General features: G+C 68.9%; 13 protein-coding genes and 1 pseudogene. 9 read left to right on the top strand and 5 right to left on the bottom strand.

Annotated features, from left to right (window positions below; all coding sequences use genetic code 11):
• From N555_RS0101340 to N555_RS25450, 7 genes and pseudogenes are all read left to right on the top strand, one after another.
• On the top strand, positions 1-1,145 hold a 1,145-nt coding region (locus N555_RS0101340; protein WP_156036035.1), incomplete at its 5' end, for an FAD-binding protein.
• Positions 1,133-1,384, top strand: coding sequence for a zinc-binding dehydrogenase (locus N555_RS26490; RefSeq protein ID WP_051683523.1), 252 nt, complete (start codon positions 1,133-1,135; stop codon positions 1,382-1,384). The genes N555_RS0101340 and N555_RS26490, both read left to right, overlap by 13 nt.
• Positions 1,385-1,520: 136 nt before the next feature.
• A complete protein-coding gene (locus N555_RS27680) occupies positions 1,521-1,670 on the top strand; it encodes a hypothetical protein (RefSeq protein ID WP_156036032.1) in 150 nt (49 codons plus the stop codon).
• Between the two features lie 78 nt (positions 1,671-1,748).
• Positions 1,749-3,023 (top strand): cytochrome P450, encoded by a 1,275-nt coding sequence (locus tag N555_RS0101330; protein WP_156036029.1) that lies wholly within the window; start codon positions 1,749-1,751, stop codon positions 3,021-3,023.
• A gap of 107 nt (positions 3,024-3,130) precedes the next feature.
• Entirely contained in the window at positions 3,131-4,603 is a 1,473-nt protein-coding gene (locus tag N555_RS0101325) for an aldehyde dehydrogenase family protein (RefSeq protein ID WP_029429701.1), read from the top strand.
• Positions 4,604-4,652: 49 nt separating this feature from the next.
• The gene (locus N555_RS0101320; RefSeq protein WP_051683520.1) at positions 4,653-5,768 is read left to right on the top strand and encodes an alcohol dehydrogenase catalytic domain-containing protein; all 1,116 of its coding nucleotides are present in this window, start codon (positions 4,653-4,655) and stop codon (positions 5,766-5,768) included.
• A 131-nt stretch (positions 5,769-5,899) separates the two neighbouring features.
• Positions 5,900-6,888: pseudogene (locus tag N555_RS25450) on the top strand (IS481 family transposase).
• A gap of 107 nt (positions 6,889-6,995) precedes the next feature.
• On the opposite strand, the gene N555_RS27675 reads toward N555_RS25450, so the two are convergent.
• From N555_RS27675 to N555_RS25445, 3 genes are all read right to left on the bottom strand, one after another.
• Entirely contained in the window at positions 6,996-7,256 is a 261-nt protein-coding gene (locus tag N555_RS27675; RefSeq protein ID WP_029429699.1) for a hypothetical protein, read from the bottom strand.
• 705 nt (positions 7,257-7,961) lie between these two features.
• Complete coding sequence (locus N555_RS28140) at positions 7,962-8,099, bottom strand: hypothetical protein (protein ID WP_197028865.1); 138 nt, start codon at positions 8,097-8,099, stop codon at positions 7,962-7,964.
• On the bottom strand, positions 8,100-9,194 hold the full coding sequence (locus N555_RS25445) for an IS110 family RNA-guided transposase (protein ID WP_197028864.1): 1,095 nt from the start codon (positions 9,192-9,194) through the stop codon (positions 8,100-8,102). It lies immediately after the preceding gene.
• A 667-nt stretch (positions 9,195-9,861) separates the two neighbouring features.
• Here N555_RS25445 and N555_RS0101300 point away from each other — a divergent pair.
• Positions 9,862-12,138, top strand: coding sequence for a hypothetical protein (locus N555_RS0101300; protein ID WP_029429698.1), 2,277 nt, complete (start codon positions 9,862-9,864; stop codon positions 12,136-12,138).
• A 368-nt stretch (positions 12,139-12,506) separates the two neighbouring features.
• Here the strand turns inward: N555_RS0101300 and N555_RS0101295 are convergent, their stop codons facing one another.
• Both N555_RS0101295 and N555_RS0101290 read right to left on the bottom strand, forming a co-directional pair.
• Positions 12,507-13,343 carry a hypothetical protein gene (locus N555_RS0101295; RefSeq protein WP_029429697.1) on the bottom strand — a complete coding sequence of 279 codons (837 nt, stop codon included), beginning with the start codon at positions 13,341-13,343 and terminating at the stop codon, positions 12,507-12,509.
• Entirely contained in the window at positions 13,340-13,597 is a 258-nt protein-coding gene (locus tag N555_RS0101290) for a hypothetical protein (RefSeq protein WP_029429696.1), read from the bottom strand. The genes N555_RS0101295 and N555_RS0101290 overlap by 4 nt, the downstream gene beginning before the upstream one ends.
• 2,132 nt (positions 13,598-15,729) lie before the next feature.
• On the opposite strand from N555_RS0101290, the gene mobF reads away from it, so the two are divergent.
• The gene (gene mobF / locus N555_RS0101275; protein WP_034508265.1) at positions 15,730-21,198 is read left to right on the top strand and encodes a MobF family relaxase; all 5,469 of its coding nucleotides are present in this window, start codon (positions 15,730-15,732) and stop codon (positions 21,196-21,198) included.
• Positions 21,199-21,341: the final 143 nt, after the last annotated feature.

Genomic DNA, 21,341 nt, shown 5'->3' with positions numbered 1-21,341 from the left:
ACCGCTACGACCGGGACGCGCCGACGCACGGCGTGCCGACGGCCGAGTTGGCGCTCCTCGAGACCTTTTACGACCGCGGCGCCGAGGCCGTGCAGGTCTTGGTGGATGCCGGAGGGCTGTACCTGAACAGGGAGCGCGGCCACATCTTTCCCGACTACCACGCGGATCTGCCGCAGAACGCTGCACCGATCGGACGTTCCTTCGGCCCGGCCATGCCACCGGAGCAGGCGCTTGCCGCCGGCCAGGCGGTCAACGCGAACCTGCCCGGGGGCACCATCCTCATTGAGGTGCTGCGCCAGGCGGCCAAAGCGCGCGGGGTGAAGCTGCTGTTGGGACACCGCGTAGTCCACGTGCACCAGGACGACGACGGCGCGGTGGTGGGCGTTGAGGTCCATGCCGGTCGTGGCCGAGGAACGGTCCTCGTGGGAGCCCGCCGCGGCGTCGTCTTCGCCTCTGGCGGCTTCCTCCACGACGAGCAGCTCGCCCGCGACTTCCTTCGCGGCCCACTGCTGGGCGGGTGCGCTTCCTCCGGGAGCACCGGAGACTTCATCCGGATCGGTATCGAGGCGGGGGCGCAGCTCGGGAACATGCAGCAGGCCTGGTGGACGCAGACCGTCCTCGACGTGGTCCTGCGCGCGCGAGAGACCGCCGAGGACATCTGGTTCCCCTTCGGCGACAGCATGATCCAGGTCGACAAGTACGGCCGCCGGGTCATGGACGAGAAGCAGACCTACAACGACCGGGGTCCCGTCCACTTCGCCTGGGACGCGGGACGCCGCGAGTACCCCAACCTCGTGCTCTTCCAGATATACGACGACGCTGTCGCCCAGAAGGAGTCGCCCGAGGGGTTCCGCGGCTACATCCCATTCCCGGGACAGCCGGCCCCCTACGTGATCAGCGGCACGACATTCGCCGAGCTGGCCGCCAACATCGACGCCCGCCTGGTCGAGCTCCGAGAGGCGACCGGAGGCGTACGCCTCGCGTCGGACTTCGCGGCCACCTTGACCCGCTCGGTCGAACGCTTCTCGGAGTTCGCGCGACAGGGCGTCGACGAGGACTTCGGCCGCGGGGAAGAGCCCGGGATGACCTCGATGCACGCGCTTCGGGTCGGTGGCGTCGGCAGGGCACCCGCGTGGGCGTCATAGGCCTCGGCGGGCTCGGGTCGATGGCCTGCCAGATCGCCGTCGCCCTGGGCACCGAGGTCTTCGCCGCCGAATTGAACGAGGACGTGTGGGAGTGGGCTGCCGGATGGGGCGTCCGCCATTGCGCGCGGAACATCACGGATTTCACCGGAGAGGAGCTCGCGGTCATCGTCGACTTCGCGGGAGTCGGCACCACGACGGCCCCGGCGATCGAGGCCCTCGCTCACGGCGGGCGGTCGTGACGGTCGGCAGTACCGTGCACCAGGCGCTTATCGACACCCGCGCCATGATCTTCGAGGAGCTGTCGCTGCACGGGTCCCAGGGGGGATTTCGACAGGACGCCCTCGAAGTTCTAGACCTCATCGCCCGGGCGAGGTCATGCCCTTCGTGACCCCGATCGCCTTCGAGGAGATCGGGGACGGGATCGAGCGTCTCGAGCGGGACCACGTCCCCGGACGGCTGATCGCGGTGCAGTCCTCCCTCGGGTTGACCGGCGCAGACGTCGGCACCGGCCTCAGCCTCAGGTGAGGACTGGATCCTGGACCCAGAGTTGGGTAGCTTGGCTCACGTTGGTCGGATGTCACGTCTGTGGCGGTCCGCACCCCTGTGACCGCCCGCGAGACCGGAGTGACGATGGAAGCGACCGGCCTGCCGTTGCCGGAGTTCGACCACTACTCGGACTTCTACACTCAGAACACTGAGCAGGTGTTCGCCGACCTGCGCAACAACGCCCCGGTAGCGTACTCCCGCGCGTACGACGGCGGGTTCTACATCGTGAGTCGCTATCAGCAGGTCCGCGACCTCTTGGCCGACCACGAGGGCTTTGGCTCCGCCAAGTGGGTGGACGATGACGGCGTCCGGCGGGGCGGCGTCAGCATCCCCACCAGCGCCCAGCCGCCGCTTCTGCCGTTGGAGCTCGACCCCCCGCAGGCCACGGAGTACCGCCGGCTGCTCTCCCCGTGGTTCAGCCTGAAGCGCACGGAACAGATGCGTCCGCGCATCACAGAGCTGACGAACGCCCTGATCGACGAGCACGTCGAGAAGGGCCAGCTGGACGTCGTCCTGGACATCGGGAACCCGGTGCCCGCCATCGTCACGCTGGAACTCATCGGACTTCCCTTGGACGACTGGCAGGGCTTCGCGGAGCCGATGCACCAGATCGTGGCGGCACTGCCCGGCAGTGAGCTTTTCCTGCGGGCAGCCGAGGGGGTGGCGCGCGTCTCCGCGGCGCTGGCGGAACTCGTGGCGCAGCGGCGGGTCGAGCCGGCGAACGACCTGGCCAGCCACCTTTGTCAGGCCGAGGTGAACGGCGCCCCGATTCCGGACGAGGACATCGTCAACATCCTGATGACCGTGGTTGGAGGCGGCGTCGATACGACCACCAGCGTCATCGCGGGCGCGATCGGCTGGCTCGACGAGCATCCCGAGGACCGGCGGCGGCTCATCGAGGAGCCGGAGCTCCTCCCCCTCGCCTGCGAGGAATTCATCCGCTACCTCACCCCCGCCCAGATCGTCAGCCGGACAGTGCGCCGAGACGCATGCGTCAGCGGACAGGCGCTGGCGCCCGGGGATCGGCTGGCCCTCGCCCTGGCTTCGGCGAACCGAGACGAGACGGTCTTCGACCGGGCCAACGAGGTCGTCGTCGACCGCGAGCCCGTCCGTCACATCGGTTTCGGCTTCGGCGTCCACCGCTGCATCGGCGCCCCGCTCGGGCGGGTGGAGCTGCAGGTCATGCTGGGGGAGCTGCTCCGCCGGGTCCCTGACTTCCAGGTTCAGCACGACGAGATCCAGCGCTACCCCAAGCGGGCGAAAGTCAACGGGTTCGTGCAGATGCCCATCACCTTCCGTCCCCGGCAACCCGAGGCAGCCGGCTCGATCTGACCGAGCTCAGCACGACCCAGCCCAGGTGCCTGCCGCAGCTTCCGATGCCGATCGGCTCCTCATCGGGGAGCTGGTCGGTGCCCCTCGTCCCTCCAGAAGGAAGTCCCATGAGCACACCGGCTCCGAACCGCACAGAGATCTACGTCGGGGGCCGCTGGGTCCGCCCAAGCGCAGACTCGGCGATCGATCTCGTCGATCCCAGCACGGAGGAGGTGTTCACCCGGGCTCCGCTCGCCGACGACGCGGCGGTCGACGCGGCCGTCAGCGCCGCGCGCGCCGCGTTCGACTCCGGCCCGTGGCCGCGTCTGTCGCGCAAGGAGCGGCTGGACGTCCTGATCGCGATGGGCGAGTACCTCGACGGGCGAGCGGCGGAATACGGTGACCAGCTGTTGCAGGAGACAGGCTTGCCCCGCGCCTTCGCTCACAGCGGCATCAAGGCGATGACTGCGAACGCCCGCTACATCGCCGGCGTGTACGAGGACTACCCCTGGGAGGAGCGGCGCACCGGGGTCAGCGGCGTGAACACCCTGCTGGTGCGGGAACCCATCGGCGTGGTTGCGGCAGTCGTGCCGTGGAACGCGCCGTTTGCGTTGACCGCGAGCAAGCTCGTCCCGGCGCTGCTGGCCGGCTGCACGATGATCGTGAAGGCCTCCCCGCTCAACGCGCTGAGCCTCCTCGCCTTCGCTGACGCCGCCGAGCACGTCGGCCTTCCCGATGGCGTCCTCAGCGTGTTCGGCGCGGAGGCCGGCCCATCGAGTCGACTGGTCGAGCACCCGGACGTCGACAAGATCGCGTTCACCGGCAGCGACGCGGTGGGTGCGCGCATCGCCGCGGTCGCGGCACCGCACTTCAAGCGCCTGACGCTGGAGCTGGGCGGAAAGTCGGCCGGCATCGTTCTTCCAGACGCCCCGCTCGACCGGCTCCGGGTCGCGGTGCCCCCCGCCTTCACCCTCAACAACGGGCAGGCCTGCGCGGCAATGACCCGCATGCTGGTTCCTCGGCACCGCGAGGACGAGATCGTGGCGGCGATCGCCGAAGAAGTGTCCCGACTCGTGGTCGGCGACCCGCGCGACCCGGCGGTCAACATCGGGCCGCTGGCGTTCCGGGCGCACTACGAGCGTGTCCTGGGCTTCGTCCGGTCGGCCGCGGAGGAGGGCGGCCGAATCGCCTGCGGCGGCGCGCGCCCGGACCACCTGGAGCGTGGCTACTACATCAGCCCCACGATCATCACCGGCGTCGGCCCCACGGCGGCGGTCGCCCAGGAGGAGATCTTCGGCCCCGTCCTCACCGTCCTGACCTACGACGACATCGACGAGGCCGTGGCGATCGCCAACGGCACGCGGTACGGGCTGTCCGCCGCCGTGTTCGGCGCCCAGGAGCAGCAGGTGCGCGCCGTGGGCGACCGGTTGCGCGCCGGCTCGGTGCACTACAACAACGGTTTCCTGAGCGACATCGGGATCCCCTTCGGCGGCTTCAAGGCCTCCGGGGTGGGGCGCGAATTCGGGCCGGAGGGCATCGACACCTACGTCGAGACCAAGGCCCTATACCTCGACGGTCAGCCCTACGCGCCCCGCCGATGACCCGTCCAGCCCGCCCCACTCAACACCAACACCGGACACTGGAGAGGCCATGACAATGCAGACGAGAGCCGCTGTCTTCCGGGAGATCGGTACGCCCTGGGCGATCGAGGAGATCACCCTGGCAGACCCCCGACCGACGGAACTACTCATCAAGCTCGAGTACGCCGGGTTGTGCCACTCCGACGATCACAACATCACCGGCGACTACCCCGCTCCCCCACCCATCGTGGGCGGACACGAGGGCGCGGGGAAGGTCGTGGCCGTCGGTGAGCACGTCACGCGCGCCGCCGTGGGCGACTCCGTCTTCGTGACCTCAACCCCCTCATGCGGCCTGTGCCGGTTCTGCCTTGACGGCCGGGGCTGGCTGTGCGACCTCAACGCCTACGTCATGAGCGGCCGTCGGCCAGACGGGACGGCGCGCGCCCACGACACCAAGGGCGACCCGCTTGGGACGTACGCGCAGCTCGGAACCTTTTCCGAGTACGCCCTGGTCGACCAGACACAAGTTGTGCCGTTCGACGCCCACGCCATGCCCTACGACGTGGCCGCGGTGCTCAGCTGCGGTGTGATCACGGGCTGGGGCGCCGCGGTTAAGGCCGGCCAAGTCCACACCGGCCAGGTCGTCGTCGTCGTCGGGACCGGCGGGCTGGGCATGAGTGCGGTGCAGGGTGCCCGCAACGCCGGGGCCACGGTCGTAGTCGCCGTCGACCCCGTGCCGATGAAACAGCAGGCGGCCCTCAAGCTGGGAGCGACACACGCCGTCGGATCGGTCGAGGAGGCCCAGGCGCTGGTGTCCGAGTTGACCCGCAACGTGATGGCCGACGTCGCGATCATCACTGTCAGCGTCCTCACCGGCGACCTGATCGGCGAGGTGAACACCCTCGTCGCCAAGGGCGGGCGCACAGTGCTCACCGCCGCCGCGCGAGCGGACGCCGACAAGATCACACTGCCCATCAGCCGCTTTCTGTTCTCAGCCAAGCAGCTCGTGGGGAACGTCTACGGAACGGCCACCCGAGGCGACATCGCCCGCCTCGTGGAGCAGGTGACCGCCGGGCACATCGACGTGGCCTCCATGATCACCAAGGAGTACACACTCGACGAGGTCAACGACGGTTACCGCGACCTGCGCGACGGCCTCACCATCCGTGGCGTTATCCGCTTCTAGTTGTACTGACCGGAGACGTTGGTCGAGGAGCTGTGACGACAGGATCTGATTGAGAACTTGTCCGGGGAGGACCTCCGGGCGTGGAGTGGGGCTGCTGAAGGCACCCAATCCACGAAGCACCGGAGGTCCTCGTGCTCCACGCTAATGCCGCGCTCACTCCTCGCCAGCGCCTTCGCCTGGCTCGGTTGGTCGTCGAGGAAGGCTGGCCGGTGGCTCATGCGGCCAGGTTCTTCGGCGTCGCGTGGACCACCGCCAAGCGCTGGGCCGATCGCTATCGCACCGAGGGCCCGGCGGGGATGACCGACCGCTCAAGTCGGCCACACACCACCCCGAACATCACCAGCCCGTCGGTGACCCGGCGGATCGTGTCGCTGCGGCTGCGCAAGCGGTGGGGCCCCGTCCGGCTGGCCGCCGAGACCGGCATCGCGGCTTCGACCGCGGGTGCGGTGCTGCGCCGCTGCCAGATCAGCCGTCTGTCCCGCCTGGACCGGCGTGAGCAGACCGTCATCCGCTACGAGCACCCCGAGCCCGGGGACCTACTGCACGCCGACGTGAAAAAGCTGGGCAACATCCCCGCCGGCGGTGGCTGGCGGTTCCTCGGCCGCGAACAGGGCGGATTGAACCGCACCGCCGACGGTGGCCGGGACCGCAACCGCTATCACCAGCCGCTGATGCGGCACGGCTTCATCCACGTCGTCCTCGATGACCACTCCCGGCTGGCTTACGCCGAGATCCACAACGACGAGCTCGGCGTCACCGCCACCGCGGTCCTGCGCCGCGCGGTTGCCTGGTTCGCTGACCGCGGCGTCACCGCTCGCCGGGTGATCACCGACAACGGCGGCTGCTACCGCAGCCGCGACTGGGCCGCCGCCTGCGCCGAGCTGGGCATCACGGTGAAGAAGACCCGGCCTTACCGACACAGACCAACGGCAAGGTCGAACGCTTCAACCGCACCATGACCACCGAATGGGCTTTCGCCCAATTGTTCACCAGCGAGACCGCCCGCCGCGAGGCGTTCCCTGCTTGGCTTCACACCTACAACCACCATCGGCCCCACACCGGCATCGGCGGCCACCCGCCCATCAGCCGCTTGACCAACCTGCCCGGTCAGTACATCTAGTGGCGTACGGCCGCCCGGTGCGAGTGAGAACTCTCACCGGGCGCCGCTCCCCGTGCAGATACCGCGTCCGACCCGCGGCTCCGTGACGACTAGCGAGATCGGGCAATCTAGCTGTCGGGCGCCGAGTTGAGGAACGAAGCGAACCGGGCGAACAGCTCGTCCTGCCGCTGCTCGAACTTTGGATCGTCGGGCCGTTGGCCTGTGATGAGCTCTGCCAGCTGCGGGAACCCCTGGGGGAAGTTCGCTAGCGCGATGAGCGGGACATCGCCGGCTTCTCGTGCCGCGCCAGGAGCGCCGGTGGCGGCGGCGGTAGCGGTAGCGCCGTCGTGGCTGGCGCGGCGGAGACGGCTGGCGGTGGCGGTGTCCACATCACCTCGCCGTCGCGGACCACCGTCATCACCCGGATCACGACGGCGTCCATGGCAAGGACCAGCTGTCCGTCCTTGCTCGACCTGAGCAGCTTGACCAGGTTCACCAGGTTGGTGCCGTACAGATGGAAGCCTGCGCGGGCAGCCGCCCGGGCAGGTCGGTGTAGCCGATGATCGTGACCCCGTTGGGCGTCGTTCACCAGACCCGTGAACTTGTGAGTTGCAGGCGCGCGTCAGCGCGTCAGGCGTCAGGCGTCAGACCGAGCGAACCACCAGTTCAAGTGACGCAAGAGCGAAACTGGAGCGAATGCCACTGCCCAGCTGTGAACGAGGACGGACGTCGGCAGCACAGGAGAACCTGTCGCCGTCCCTACGACGGGCTGGCGAGGAGCGCGGGCCGCGTGGAGTTGAGGCCCGCCCTCCCGCAGCGGCGGCAGTGTGGTGTCCGGAGGGCCCTCTGCCAAGACACAGACTCAGGTGCTCTAAGGCAGCAATCAGCAGGCACCCGAGGGCCCCGCGCCATACACCTCTGCGGGCTCACCCGCACCACTGTGCAACGACGTCGCCGGACGCCCACAGCATTCTCATCAGCAAGGGGCAGCGATCAAGATCGCAACCGTTACAGACCCGTGAATAGGTGAGTTGCAGGCGCGCGTCAGCGCCGGGGCGGGCGAAGCCCGTCCGCAGTGGTTCTGCAGTAGTCCGTCAGGCGGCCGGGTCGAGGACCACGGTGTGGCCGAGCCGCTCGAGTTGGGCGACCAGCCGGCGGGCGTGGGCTTCGTCGTTGCGGCGGGCCAACCACTCGGGTCCGAGGTCTCGGTAGGGCTCGTCGCGGGTGAGCATTCAGTAGGCCGAGACCAGGATCGAGTGGCCGACCGCGAGCTGTGCCCGGGCCGTGCCGCGGCGGCTGGTGAGCCGGGCGTGCTGGGCGGCGAGGTAGTTGGCGCCCTTCATCCGGCCGACCGAGCCGGCGGCCTCGACCAGCATCGCCGTCAGCCATTTGTTGCCGTGCGGCGGCCGCACCGGGTACCGCTTGCCCGCTGACTCCCGCGTGCCCGGAGCCACTCCGGCCCAGGACGCCAGGTGCTCCGGTGTCGGGAAGCGGGACATGTCCGCGCCGGTCTCGGCGATGATCACCTGCGCGACCTTCTCGCCCACTCCGGGAATCGTCTGCAGCAGCTCCAGCTGGTGCGTCCAGGGCTCGAACGCCGCGGCGATGACTGTGTTGAGCTCGGCCAGCGCGGTCTCGATCGCCTCGATCCGGTCCAGCATGGAGCGGGCGAGCTGCGCGTGCTGGGCGTCGAAGTGCCCGGTCAGGGCCTCGGTCAGGGCCGGGATCTTGCGGCGCATCTTGCCCTTGGCCAGGTCCGCCAGCACCCGCGGATCGCTCTCCCCGCTGATCAGCGCGGTCAGCATGGCGCGGGCGGAGACGCTGGTCAGGCTGGCCGCGACGGAGGAGAGCTTGACGGAGGCGTCTTCCAGCATCAGCTCCAGCCGGGTGATCTCCCGGGTGCGGTCGGCCATCAGCTGCACCCGGGAGCGGGTCAGCATCCGCAGCCGGCGGATGTCCGGCGGCGGCACGAACGAGGGCCGCAGCAGCCCGCACTCCAGCAGCTGGGCGATCCACTCGGCGTCCTTGACGTCGGTCTTGCGCCGGGAGATCGACTTGATGTGGGCGGCGTTGACCAGCCAGACCTCCATCACCTCCTCCAGGCAGTAGAACGCGCCCTTCCAGGAGGTCGAGGTCGACTCCATCGCCGCGATCGTCACGCCGCACTCGATCAGCCAGTCCCGCATGACCTGCAGTGACCGGGTCATCGTCGAGAACGTCCGCGTCTCCGACCGCCGGCCACCCCGCGGCTCGGGGATGCGAACGCAGACGGTCAGCGTCTTCTTGCCGATGTCCAGCCCGGCCACCCGCTCGTACAGAACCTCCACCGCCGACCCCTCCTCACGTCGAGGACCTGCAAGGCGTCGCCCGGAGGGCCCTCAAGTCAAGGACACAGACCCGCGCGCTCACGGCAGCAATCAGGGGCACCCGAGGACCCCGCGCCAAACACCTCTGCGGGCTCTCCCGCACCAGTGACGGACGACGTCGCCGGACGACAGGAGCATTCTCATCGCCGGAGGCTGCGATTCAAGATCGCAAAGGATTACACCTCTTGCATCTTCGGTTTGGGCGACTCGTTGTGACGACTTCGACGGACGCACCGCGCGCGCTGAACATCCTCAACGACGGCGCCTGGCGCCTGGCGGCAAGAGGTGTGACGGTTCGTGATCTTGAATGCTCCAGGTTCGTGAATCTGCGCCGGCTGTGAGGCGGCTGAGCCTTCCTCGGCGCTGGTAGGGACTCCAGGTGGTGCTGGCTGGGCTGAGGTTGGCAGGCAGGCACGAGACGCTGCAGGGCCAGTAGGCGACGCGTCGCGGCCGTCCCCGGCGGTGCCGCTACCTTGCAGTTCGGCGTCTGAGCTGGGCCTAAAACCGTCCCGTCGCCGGGCAGGTCCGCGGGCGAGTCAACGGGACGGCATGAGGTCGCGCACCCGGACTTGCGCGACTGACGGCATGGTCAGGTCCAACTGTCAGGTCTACCCGGCAGGCTGCTCTCGTGGAGGACATCGCGGACACTTTGCTCCCAGGGCCGGTCTTCTCGGTCGCACGGAGCCATTTGGCTCGTGCCCAAGATGGCCGCTCTCGCGTCAACGCACTCTGGGACGCGATGCGGGGCAACCAAGCGTTCTCCGCGTGGGTCGAGTCCCCCGAGCCTCTCGTCCGTGAATTGTGGTGTTCCTTCGAGCCTGATCAAGACCTTCAACGAGAGGCGGACGAAGGCATGGCCGCCCTTCTCCGCGACATCAAGGCCGCGCTGGACGCCTGCGTTCTTGCTGCTGCAAACATCGTGTGCCGCCCGATCGGGTTGGTCGAGCCGGAGGTCCATCGGATGCCGCTCGCCGCCGCGCCCTCGGAGTTTGATTCTCTTCCGGCGCTGGGGCAGCTGAGGGGTCTGCGCCCCGACCAGATCCGTGCACTTCGGCTCATCCAGCCGTTCACCGAACGACTGGAGGAGCCAGAGCCCACGCGCACAATCGCCCGGGACATGGCGCATCTCGCGGCCGGGCTTGAGGCGCTGGACGCTTGGGAGTCCTCCCAAGGACAGCGTCCGCTATTCACTGCCTGGGCGTCCGAAGCCGATCCCAGGCCTGAGCTTCCGAACGGTGTGCGGATCGAGAAGGCCGAGGTCGACCCCGCCGGTCCGCTGCACCGGCCCAAGAGGTTGGCCAAATTCACTCTTCACAAGAACTCGGCTAGAGCATCGTTCGCAGGGGACCCCAACGTTTCCTTCGACGTCGTCTTAAACGCCGGCCCTTGGCCCGACGACCCTGACGACAACTTCTCCCGCCGCTCGTATGGCCTCATTGTGATCACGAGACACCTCATCGATGGCTTGGAGCGCTCGGTCAGCGACCCCTATCGCACGGATCTTCTTCGCTCGCTGGACCGAGACTTTCCACAGGAGCAGGTCGACACCTGGCTGCCGGTGAAGTTCGACAGCGGCGAGGAGGAAGAGGATGCCAAAGCCGCTATCGCTCAATCCGACCGGGGCATGGCCACCTACCTCAACGGAGACGGCACGCTGGTGTACATGCGCCTCGCCGAGGGCGGGGTCGTCATCGGACGCGAGATCGCTCCTGCGCGCGACCTGCTCGATGCCAGCCAGGATGGGATGGCGGTCGAAGAAGCGACCCGGGCGGCCGCCGGCCGGTGGGGTCTGCCGGACCTTGTGCTACAGCCGAAGGTCTTCGCGAAGGGAAGCGGGATCCGCGAGCTCGGCGACGGAACGATCCTTGCCGGCCCGCGAGGGATCAGCCTCCAGGTCAAGGCTCGAGGTGTTACCGGAGACACCCCGGAGAAGGCGACGCGGTGGACACTCAAGAACGCAGCCCAGGCCCTGCGACAGGCCCGGGGCACGATCAGGACGGCCCTGCTCAACCCCGCTGTCGAGCTGACAAACCTGCGTGGACGCACCGTCGCGATCCGAGGAAGCTCGGTCGCGTGGATTCCCGTCGTGGTGGTTGACCACCCCAATCTTCCACCTACGGGTGTCATTCCGGCCCCCGACCCCAAGGGCCCCAGCGTTGTTCTGACGCGACGCGACTGGGAGTTTCTCTGGGACCAACTCCGCTCCGCAACTGCGATCGTCGACTACATCCACCGAGTCGCCGAGGAGCAGGACCCGCTCGAGCTTGGCGCAGAGAGCAACCGGTATCTCGACCTGGCGGAGAAGGATGCACAGGCGCCCCCGGCGAAGATTCCGGACTGGATTCCAGAGACCGGTGCCATCAATACGAGCCATCCACTCCTTCCCTACGACCCTGCACCGTCAGCCGACCGCTTCGGGCATGCGATCTTCCAGCAAATCCTCGAGGACATCGCACACACCGACTTCACAGGCGACGAGTCAGACCGCATCACGCTTCTCTCCAACATTGACCGGGTTGCGGTCGGGGAGCGGGCCGAGCTGGGCAGGCTTCTGCTGCGACGGCTGACCCGGTGCGCCCAGGTGGCCCCAAATGGTCACAGGATGGACCACCGCATCATGTACATCGACCAGGGCTCTTTCCAGCTCACCTTCACGACCATGTCGCAGCTCAACGACTACCATCTTGAGATTTACCGCTCGTGGCTGCTATTGCGTCGCCAGGACTTTCTGGAAAAGTCAGGTGCCCTGGGACCCGCCTATCCGTGGACGGTCGGTGTTCTGCTCACACCTCGCGCCGACGGCCTGAGGCCGTGGGATACAACAGCGATCTCGACGAATGGACCGCCCGCATACGATGCGGCCGAGTATGGCCGGCTCACCGAGGTGTTCAAGCCCAACTCATGACGATTCCCGCTCTCTGGACATCCCGTGACTGCCCGCATCGCACCGTGTGCGCCGTTTCCCGCGGCCGTCACTCGTCCCGCCCACGGATCGAAGTACCGTCGGACGCAAGGGGCAGACAGGCGAGTGCGGTTCCGGGATGAGCCCGTTGGGCCCAAGATTTGAGATGCATCTGGCTGACTTCACCGCTCTCGCCAAGGCGTCTCGTGAATCCGGCAGAGGGTTGACGGCCTTCCGGACAGCCGACCGAGTGCTCGGACTGGGGTGGACCCTCTTCGAGCTACTGACGCCGCCTCAGTACGCCTCCTGACCGACAGCCCTCAGTCCGGGCCGCTTAGTTCCAGCTCGACTAGCCGAGCCCGCGGCTTTTATCAGCCCTGCCAACTGTTTGCCACGTCATCCACCGCGTCTTCGATGCTCAGATACCCGTGGTCTGTGAGGAACGACGTCAAGAACGTGTGAAGTAGTTCCTCGACAGGTTCGTCGGTCCCGCGGCTGATCAAATTATCCGGCGCAAAGCCAAGAGGCGGACAGAATGGACGCTGTCCCGCGGAGCGTGAAATCGGCGTCCGTCCCGGGAAGCTCAGGTCATCCCAGGCTACCCGGTAGTTCATGTCGCGATCGCGGTTATCAATGCTCGGACCAATCCGCCAGTCAAAACGGGGCTGGCGAGGAGGCTTCTTCAAGCCAAAGATTCGCCAGTAGGCGGGATCGCGCACGGCAACAGCCACGCGGTCGATCGGCTGGAGAAGATCCTGCACGCCCAGGATGCGTTGCCCGTTAGCTGTATCCAAAGTGGGCATCGTGAGCGAGAGGTCAACGCGGCCGCTCGCGTTAATCCATACATAGTCGCTTCCCGGGTCTGCTGTCCGGTCGAAGCGCACGCCCTCAGATGACGAATAGGCCGGCGGGTCTTGGAACTCCTGCGCAAAATGGCTCTTCACGAAGTCAACCGCTGCGGCAGGATCAAAGCGCGCCCCGCTGATCGTGCGGCTCGGTGCGCAGATGATCAGGACACGCACGCCGTTGGCACCCCCATCCGGCGGCATGTGGACGCGCCAGCCACCGAAGTTCATCGGCTGGTGATCGTCCTGCCGCTGGCTCCTGGCCCGGGCGACGAGCCGACGGCCCTGCACCCCGGCGGCACCCAACGCGGCGACTGCCAGTGCGCCAGCGACCGAGTCGATGACGTCGGAACTCAAGCTCATCCGGGCAGCCGATCAGTTGCGTCCAAGGACTGTCGTCCCAGTGACTCGCGATGATGGCTGTGCCTCATGGGCGCCCGGTCAACCTCGTTCGGCCCTCGGAAGGTGAAGTCCCCGGCCAGCCAACGGACGAACTGCTCAGAGCGGCCGACGTAGGTGTCGACGGTGTGCGGCTTGAGTCCCGCCCGCTCGGCCTCGGCGCGGAAGCGCTGCAGCGCCTGATGCAGCTCGGCCAGCGTCCACGACTCCTTTGCCATGCCCAGGAGTCTGGCAGTCGTTGGCGACAGGCAGCTGCGACTGGCTCAATGTCAAGGGTGCATCCACAAGGGCTGTCCCCCATCCACAACCTGCTCGCGAGCGGCTCGGCCACCCCCGGCGCTCGTCGCGTCTAGGGCCGCCAGCCGGTCAACGGCCAGGAGGAAGGCGGCCCCGCCGCAGGACGGCTTCAGCACGCGTCCTCCACTCGGCGAATATCTGGCGGTCACACGACGAGGGCTAGACACTCCGCCGTCGCTCTGCAGTGCTCCAGGCGAGAGATGGCGTCCCCCTTCAACGTCCTCTGGGACGCCGCCACTGCAACTGTGCTGGCCAGCGCGGCCACCCAGGCCCCGAGCGTCGTCGTGTAGCGAGGCGTGACCGACGAGCTGCTGGTTCTGCCGACCGCTTGACCGGCCCTGCCACCCGGCGCGGAGTCGGCCGCACCCCATGCCGGCTGGCCCTGCTTCCGAGTGCCGTCCTGTTCCGACCGGTGGACTCAGGATGACTTCGCGGAGGCCACATCGTCCTGAGCTTGCTGACGAGGCGTATCCACGCCAGTCCGGTCGACATGCCAGTAACGGCGAGCAGCAAGAAGGATAGAAGAAACAAGCCGCTCACTGAAGTAACCGCCTGCACTTGGTCTCCCGGTTGAACTGCAATCCACACTTGAACACCCACGAAGAACCCCAGAGCTGTGGCAAACAAACCGGGAGCCAAGGATTGGCGGTAATTCCGCAGCACTTCGCGTGGGTCGTCCGCCGTGAGCTCGTCTGCCCGGTCGACGGACTTTTTGTTAGCTGTCGCTGCCTTTCGCTCCCACGACTCGGCGGGAACATGGTCCACCTCGAAGAGGCCTTTCGGCCTCGCGATGCTGTCGCCGTCGTACAACCGGCGCGCTATTCCAGCCCGCCCCATCAACGTCAGCCGGTAGGACCAGAAGACCCGTGGCAGAACGGCGAATAGCACGGCGACGACCGCAATCGGGGTTATGGCGGCGTCGCCGAGCGCGGCGATCAAGAACTCAGTGAAGCTCCAGGCGGCGCCGCCACCGAGGTAGTCGGCTGCGAGGTAGCCCGACTGACCCCAGACTGCAGCCAAGGTCATCCAGGCCAGCCAGGGCCAGGTGGCCCGCCAGCTCCCCGTTAGTTGGCGGGCAACCAACTCGCCGACCGCCGCTCGGTGGAGATCCACGATGATACGTCGCCGTGAATCGTGCTCAGGCAGAGCGTTCAGCGATTCGCGGAAGAGTTGCTCTCTTCGCCGGACGCGCGCAGAGCGCGTGAGGCCAAGGTAGAGCCCGAATAAGGCCACCACTGCGGCCAGGATGCTGGCGAGAGCACGAACGTACTCAAAGAACACCGGACTGTCGCCGCTCTCTCTACGGGTGGCAAGTGCGATACATCCTATTCAGCTAAATCTCGCTTCGCTTGAACGGTCGGCCGTCAGCAAAGCTGGCCAGCGGCCGGCGGCCGGCTTTGGGCCCAGGGGTGGTCCGTGATGGCCGAAGCGCACGAGGGCGCGGCTGGTGTTGTGCAGCCGCGACGTCCACCGCAGGCCGTCGGGCTCGCTTGGGTGGTCGTGCAGCGGGCGGCGGCCCAGTCGGCGGGCGGGGTAGCTGCGAGCGTCGGAGCCGATGAGCTCGCCGTGGGCGAGTCCCAGCTTGCTTCCCGCACCCGCCTCAGGCGGTCGTCGCCAAGCGTGCGGGTGCCCGGCGTCGTGACCTACAGCAGGGCGGCGGCCGAGCGCCTCTCGGTTCCGCTCAGGAAGATCGTCAGGCGGCACGGCTTCGACCTCACCGCGTGCCAGCCGTGGTCACGAGGGAGGGGGGCGAGGCCCTCTGCCTAGCGTTTCGGTCGCCAGGCGTGACCCATTCATGACCCACGCAGCGGAAAACGAGGGTCAAAACGGGTCATATCGGGCCTTCCGGAGGGTCCTGCAGACCTTCTCCGGTTGCGCTAACGGGCGCTCTGACCTGCGGTTATGCGTGGAGCGGGTGACCGGGATCGAACCGGCATGGCCAGCTTGGAAGACGAGCGCCCCTTAGATGCCGGGTCGTCATAGTCGGCCCGGCGCGCACTGGAGGATCAGCGCGCCTCGGACTGGAGGAGGCGTTCCTACAGTCCGCGGCGTGATGTCGCTGCACAAGCTGACCGCCGGCGATGGCTACACCTACTTGACGCGACAGGTCGCCGCGATGGACGCCACCGAGCGCGGCCACGCCGGACTCGGGGACTACTACTCGCAGCGAGGCGAGTCCCCAGGAACCTGGGCCGGCGCGGGCCTCGTGGGCTTGCAGGGCGTGGTCGCCGGTCAGTCGGTCGATGAGGCGCAGATGCAGTCCCTGTTCGGCGAGGGCCGACACCCAGACGCGACCCGCATTGAACTCGAGGCAGTGGCCGCCGGCCTCTTGGCTCGCGATGCCCGGCGAGCGGGCGCACTCGGTCAGGCCTTCTCCGTCTTCGCTGTCACCACGGACGGGTTCCGGTATCGATGCGCCGAGGCCTTCGTCTCCGCCAACCGAGCACGTGGGCAGCCGCCTCATGCCGCCCTGCCGCTCGACCACCGAGCCCTCATCCGCAGCGACCTGGCCCGCTCGTTGTTCGCCGAGGCGCATGGACGTCAGCCGAACGATGCACGGGAGTTGTCCGGATTTCTCGCTCGGGCTTCCCGTCCGGCGACGAGCGCGGTCGCTGGCTACGACCTCACCTTCTCTCCCGTGAAATCCGTTTCCGCGCTGTGGGCGCTGGCGCCTCGTGACATTGCGGAGAAGATCGAAGCCGCCCACTCCGCTGCCGTCACCGACGTCCTGTCCTGGTTGGAGCGCTCCGCCTGCTACACCCGCGCTGGCCACGACGGCGTGCGGCAGGTGGAGACCACCGGCTTTGTCGCGGCGGTATTCACCCACCGCGATTCCCGCGCCGGCGACCCGGACCTGCACAGTCATGTGGCCGTAAGTAACAAGGTGCAAGGCCATGACGGTCGTTGGCGCGCGCTGGACGGCCGCGTGCTCCACAAGGCCGCTGTCGCCGCCTCCGAGCGGTACAACACCCGACTCGAGGCCTACCTCACGACCGGCCTCGGCGTCCGGTTCATCAACCGCGCCGGCGCCACGGACAAGCGCGCGGTACGCGAAATCTTCGGACTCGACCCGCGCCTGCTGTACGCCTGGTCCTCGCGCCGCCAGGTCATCGACGCCCGGCGCGCCGAGCTGACCGCGGCCTTCCAGGCCCAGCACGGCCGGCCTCCAACGGCTGTCGAGGCGATCGCGCTAGCACAGCAGGCGACCCTGGAAACGCGGGAGTCCAAGCACGAACCGCGTTCACTCGGTGAGCAGCGGACGACTTGGAGGCGGCAGGCCCTCGGCATCCTGGGCGGCCCCTCCGCAATCGCTTCCATGCTCGACAGAGCCCTGAGCCCGCCAGCGGTCCCAATCGTGCGAATGACCGAGGCATGGGTTCAGTCAGCGGCCACCCGGGCGGTGGACACCGTCGCCGCGCAGCGCGCGAGCTGGCAGATGTGGCACCTGCGCGCCGAGGCCGAGCGGGCGGCGCGCGCCGCCGCGCTCGCCCCGGACGACGTGGACACAGCCGTCGCTCGGATCACCGCGCTCGCTCTCTCCCCCGCCCTATCGATCCCCCTGGACCGACCGGACCCCGCGGTCGAGCCGCCGGAGCTGCGCCGCTCGGACGGGGCCAGCGTCTACACCGTCGCGGGCGCCCAGCTCTACACCTCCCGTGCCGTGCTGGACGCCGAAGCGCGGCTGGTGACCGCCGCCGGCCGGAGCGACGGTCGCCGCGCCGACCCCGCCGTGCTCGAGCTGGCGCTGCTGGAGGCCACCGCAAACGGCACCCAGCTCAACCCCGGCCAGGCGCAGCTGGTCCGAGACTTGGCCGGCAGCGGGACGCGGGTGCAGCTGGCCATCGCCCCGGCCGGTACCGGCAAGACCACCGCGCTGGCCGCACTGTCCAGGGCCTGGACTGCCAGCGGAGGCGAAGTGCTCGGTCTGGCGCCCTCGGCGGTGGCCACCGCGGGCCTACGTGAGGCCATCGGCGGCACCTGCGACACCGTGGCCAAACTCGTCTGGGCGCTGGACACCGGCAACCTGCCGGACTGGGTCAGCGACATCGGCCCGGGCACGCTCGTGATCGTCGACGAGGCGGGCATGGCCGGCACCCTCGACCTGGCCGCGGTCGTCGACCACGTCCTGGGAAGGGGCGGGTCGGTGCGGCTGGTCGGTGACGACCGGCAGCTGGCCGCGGTCGCCGCCGGAGGCGTGCTGGCCGAGATCGCCGCCACCCACGGCGCGATCACCCTCACCCAGCTGGTCCGCTTCACCGATCCGGCGGAGGCCGCGGCCACCGTCGCTGTCCGCGACGGTGACACCACCGCGGCCGGCTTCTACCTCGACGCCGGGCGGGTACACGTCGGCGACGCCACCACCTGCGCCGAGCATGCTTACACCGCCTGGGCCGCCGACCGCACCCGCGGCGTCGACGCGCTGCTGCTGGCGGCCACCCGCGACACCGTCACCGCGCTGAACGGGAAGGCGCGCACCGACCGACTCGCAGCCCTCGGAGCACCAACCGGCCGGGAAGTCTCGCTGTCTGATGGCACCCGCGCGAGCGCCGGGGACCCGATCATCACCCGCGCCAACAACCGGCGACTGCCGCTGGGCGCCGCGGACTGGGTGAAGAACGGCGACCGCTGGACCGTCACGACCCTGCACGAGGGCGGCAGCCTCACCGTCACCCACACCGGCAGCGGACGGCACGTCACCCTCCCCGCTGACTATGTCGCCGAGCACGTTCAGCTGGGCTACGCCACCACCGTGCACGGCGCCCAGGGCGTCACTGCCGACACCTGCCACACCGTGCTTACCGGCAGCGAGAGCCGGCAACTGCTCTACGTCGCCCTCTCCCGCGGCCGCACCGCCAACCACCTGTACCTGGCCACCGTCGGCGACGGAGATCCGCACGGCATCATCACCCCGGCGGCCGTTCATCCGCCGACCGCCACCGACCTGCTGATCGCCATGCTCGACCGCGACGGCACACAGACCTCGGCCACCGGCGCCCGCCGAGCGCTGGCCGACCCGGCCGAGCGACTGCACTCCGCCGCCGCCCGATACGCCGACGCACAGCGATTCGCCGCCGCCCACCGAATCGGCCCGGCGGCTGCAGAAGCACTGGAGAACGCCGCCGAGCAGCTCCATCCCGGGCTCACCGCGGCCCCGGCCTGGCCCACGCTGCACGGGCACCTCGCGCTGCTCGCCGTCGGCGGCGCCGACCCCATCGCCGCCTTGCGCGCAGCGGCAGCCGAGCACGAACTGACAAGCGCCGGCGACCCCGCCGCTGTCCTGGACTGGCGGCTGAACATTGTCGGCTCCGGCCCGCCGGGGCCATTGCCGTGGCTGCCGGGCACACCCACGGCGCTGGCCGACGACCCGCACTGGGGGCCCTACCTTGCGGACCGCGCAAGTCACGTCACCACCTGCGCGACCCGGGTCGCCGACACCACCGCCGCGATGACACCGGCCAGCGCGCCCGGCTGGGCGCGTCCGCTGCTGAACCCCGACCACGCTGTCCTACGAGCCGGGATCGCCACCTGGCGCGCCGCGCTCGGCGTCTCCGACAGCGACCGGCGCCCCACCGGCCCGCTCCAGCCTGCCGCCGCCGAACGCAGGCACCAACGACGGCTCGACGACGCAGTCACTGCCGCCGTTCCGACACAGGGCCGCCCGGCGTGGGCCAAGCTGGCCGACAGCATCGACCCCCGCGTACGCCAAGACCCGCACTGGCCTGCCCTCGCAGAACGGCTCACCGCGGCAGACCGCGCCGGACTGGACGCTGCCGGTCTGCTCGCCGCGGTGGCCGCCCAGCGACCGCTGCCCGACGACCTCCCCGCTGCCGCCCTGTGGTGGCGGATCACTCCGCACCTGGCCCCAGCCACCGTCGCCACCGGGCGAAGCACAACTGTGCTGCGCCCGGATTGGTGCGGCACCCTGCTGGCGCTACTGCCCGGCGAACCCGGGCAGCGGGTGCTCCTTAGCCCCGCCTGGACGGCGCTGGTCGCTGCGGTCACTACCGGGGTCCGCGACGGCTGGTCCCCCACCGACCTACTCACCGCCACGGTCACCGACCTGCCGGCCGCCGACGACGACGGTGACCGAGCCGGACACGAACTCGCCGAGACGCTGGTCTTCCGGATCTCCGCTCTTACCGACCCCGCGCCAGTGCAGGCACCCGAGCCCCTACCGGCCGACCTGCAGCCACCCGACGACGTGCATCTACTCCCGCCGGCCGCGGACACCACAGCCCTCACCGGCACCGTCTGGGCCGACGCACCCGCCCTCGAGACTGAGCCCCCCGGCCCCAACGACGAACCGCCGCTGACCGAACCGCGGTACCTCACCCCCGACCCCTTCGCCCCCGGCAACCCCGGCGCCGACGAGGCGGACTACCTGCTCGAGCAGCACTTCTGGGCCACCGCTGTCGTCGGCCGCGACCGGCTGATCGAGCTCAACACTCAGGCGGCCGCCTTCTACACCGACCGCTACCCCAACTCGTGGGCGCCGGACTATCTGCGCCAGCGGCTGGGCACCGACCTCACCGCGGACCCGCGGTTCAGCCCCGGCTACGCCCCCACCAACTGGACCACCCTCGTCGAGCACCTGCGCGCTTCCGGCGCCACGGACACCGAGCTCCTCGCTGCCGGCCTCGCCCAGCGCGCCCGCACCGGGACGCTCATCGACCGGTTCCGCGACCGGCTCGTTTTTCCCATCTACAACGTCGACGGCGAGGTCGTCGGGTTCATTGCTCGCCGCAACCCCGCCACCTCCGACGGCGGCCGCGCCGGGCCCAAGTACCTCAACACCCCCGCCACGGACCTGTACATCAAGGGCGAGCACATGCTTGGGCTCTACGAGAACCGGGCCACGCTCACCAACGGTGCCACCCCAGCCCTCGTCGAGGGACCGCTTGATGCCATCGCCGTCACCCTCGCCGGCAACGGACGGACCGTCGGCGTCGCCACCCTCGGCACAGCCCTCACCGACCGACAAGCCGACCTGCTCCTCCCCCACATCCGCCAGGGCGATACCGGAGTCCTCGTGGCCTCTGACCACGACGACGCCGGACATCGCGCCGCCGAGCGCATCTACTGGCAACTCACCGCCCGCGGCGACGACCCCCGTCGACTCGCCCTCCCTCACGGGCTCGACCCCGCCGACCTCCTCCACCGCCACGGCGCGACCGCGCTGCGGACAGCCATCAACGTCTCCGGCAGCCTCGCCGCCGACCTGCTCGACAGCCGCCTCACCCCGACCGCGCACGACGAGAACCCCCTAGGCATTCGCGCAGCAGTGCGTGACGCGGCCGCCATCATCACCGCGCTCCCACCGGCCCGGTGGCTGGCCCACATAGACCGCGTCACCGACGCCCTCGGCCTGCCATGCGGCACCGTCCATCGGGCCGTCCTCGGCACCGAACCGATCACCTCGCCGCCCCGCAGGACTACGACCAGTCCCTCAGGACTGTCCTGCTCGACGCCGCCCCACAAGGATCATCACCGGACGGGGCATATGGGACGGCCGCAGGACTGATCACCTCACCTGCGCCGTCCCGCTCGAGCGTTCCCGTCGGCTCACGAAGGACAAGTAGCCGTATCGCCCGAGGCTGTGCTGGCTCCCACTGCATGGGCTCCATCTACAGCCGAGCCTCACGGCTGGCGGGCGTCATGCGACTC

Origin of the sequence: Blastococcus sp. URHD0036, assembly GCF_000701365.1 — a bacterium.
Taxonomy (GTDB): Bacteria; Actinomycetota; Actinomycetes; order Mycobacteriales; family Geodermatophilaceae; genus Trujillonella.
The sequence above is the reverse complement of the archived record's forward strand: the minus strand, read 5'-3'. Positions and strand labels throughout refer to the sequence as shown.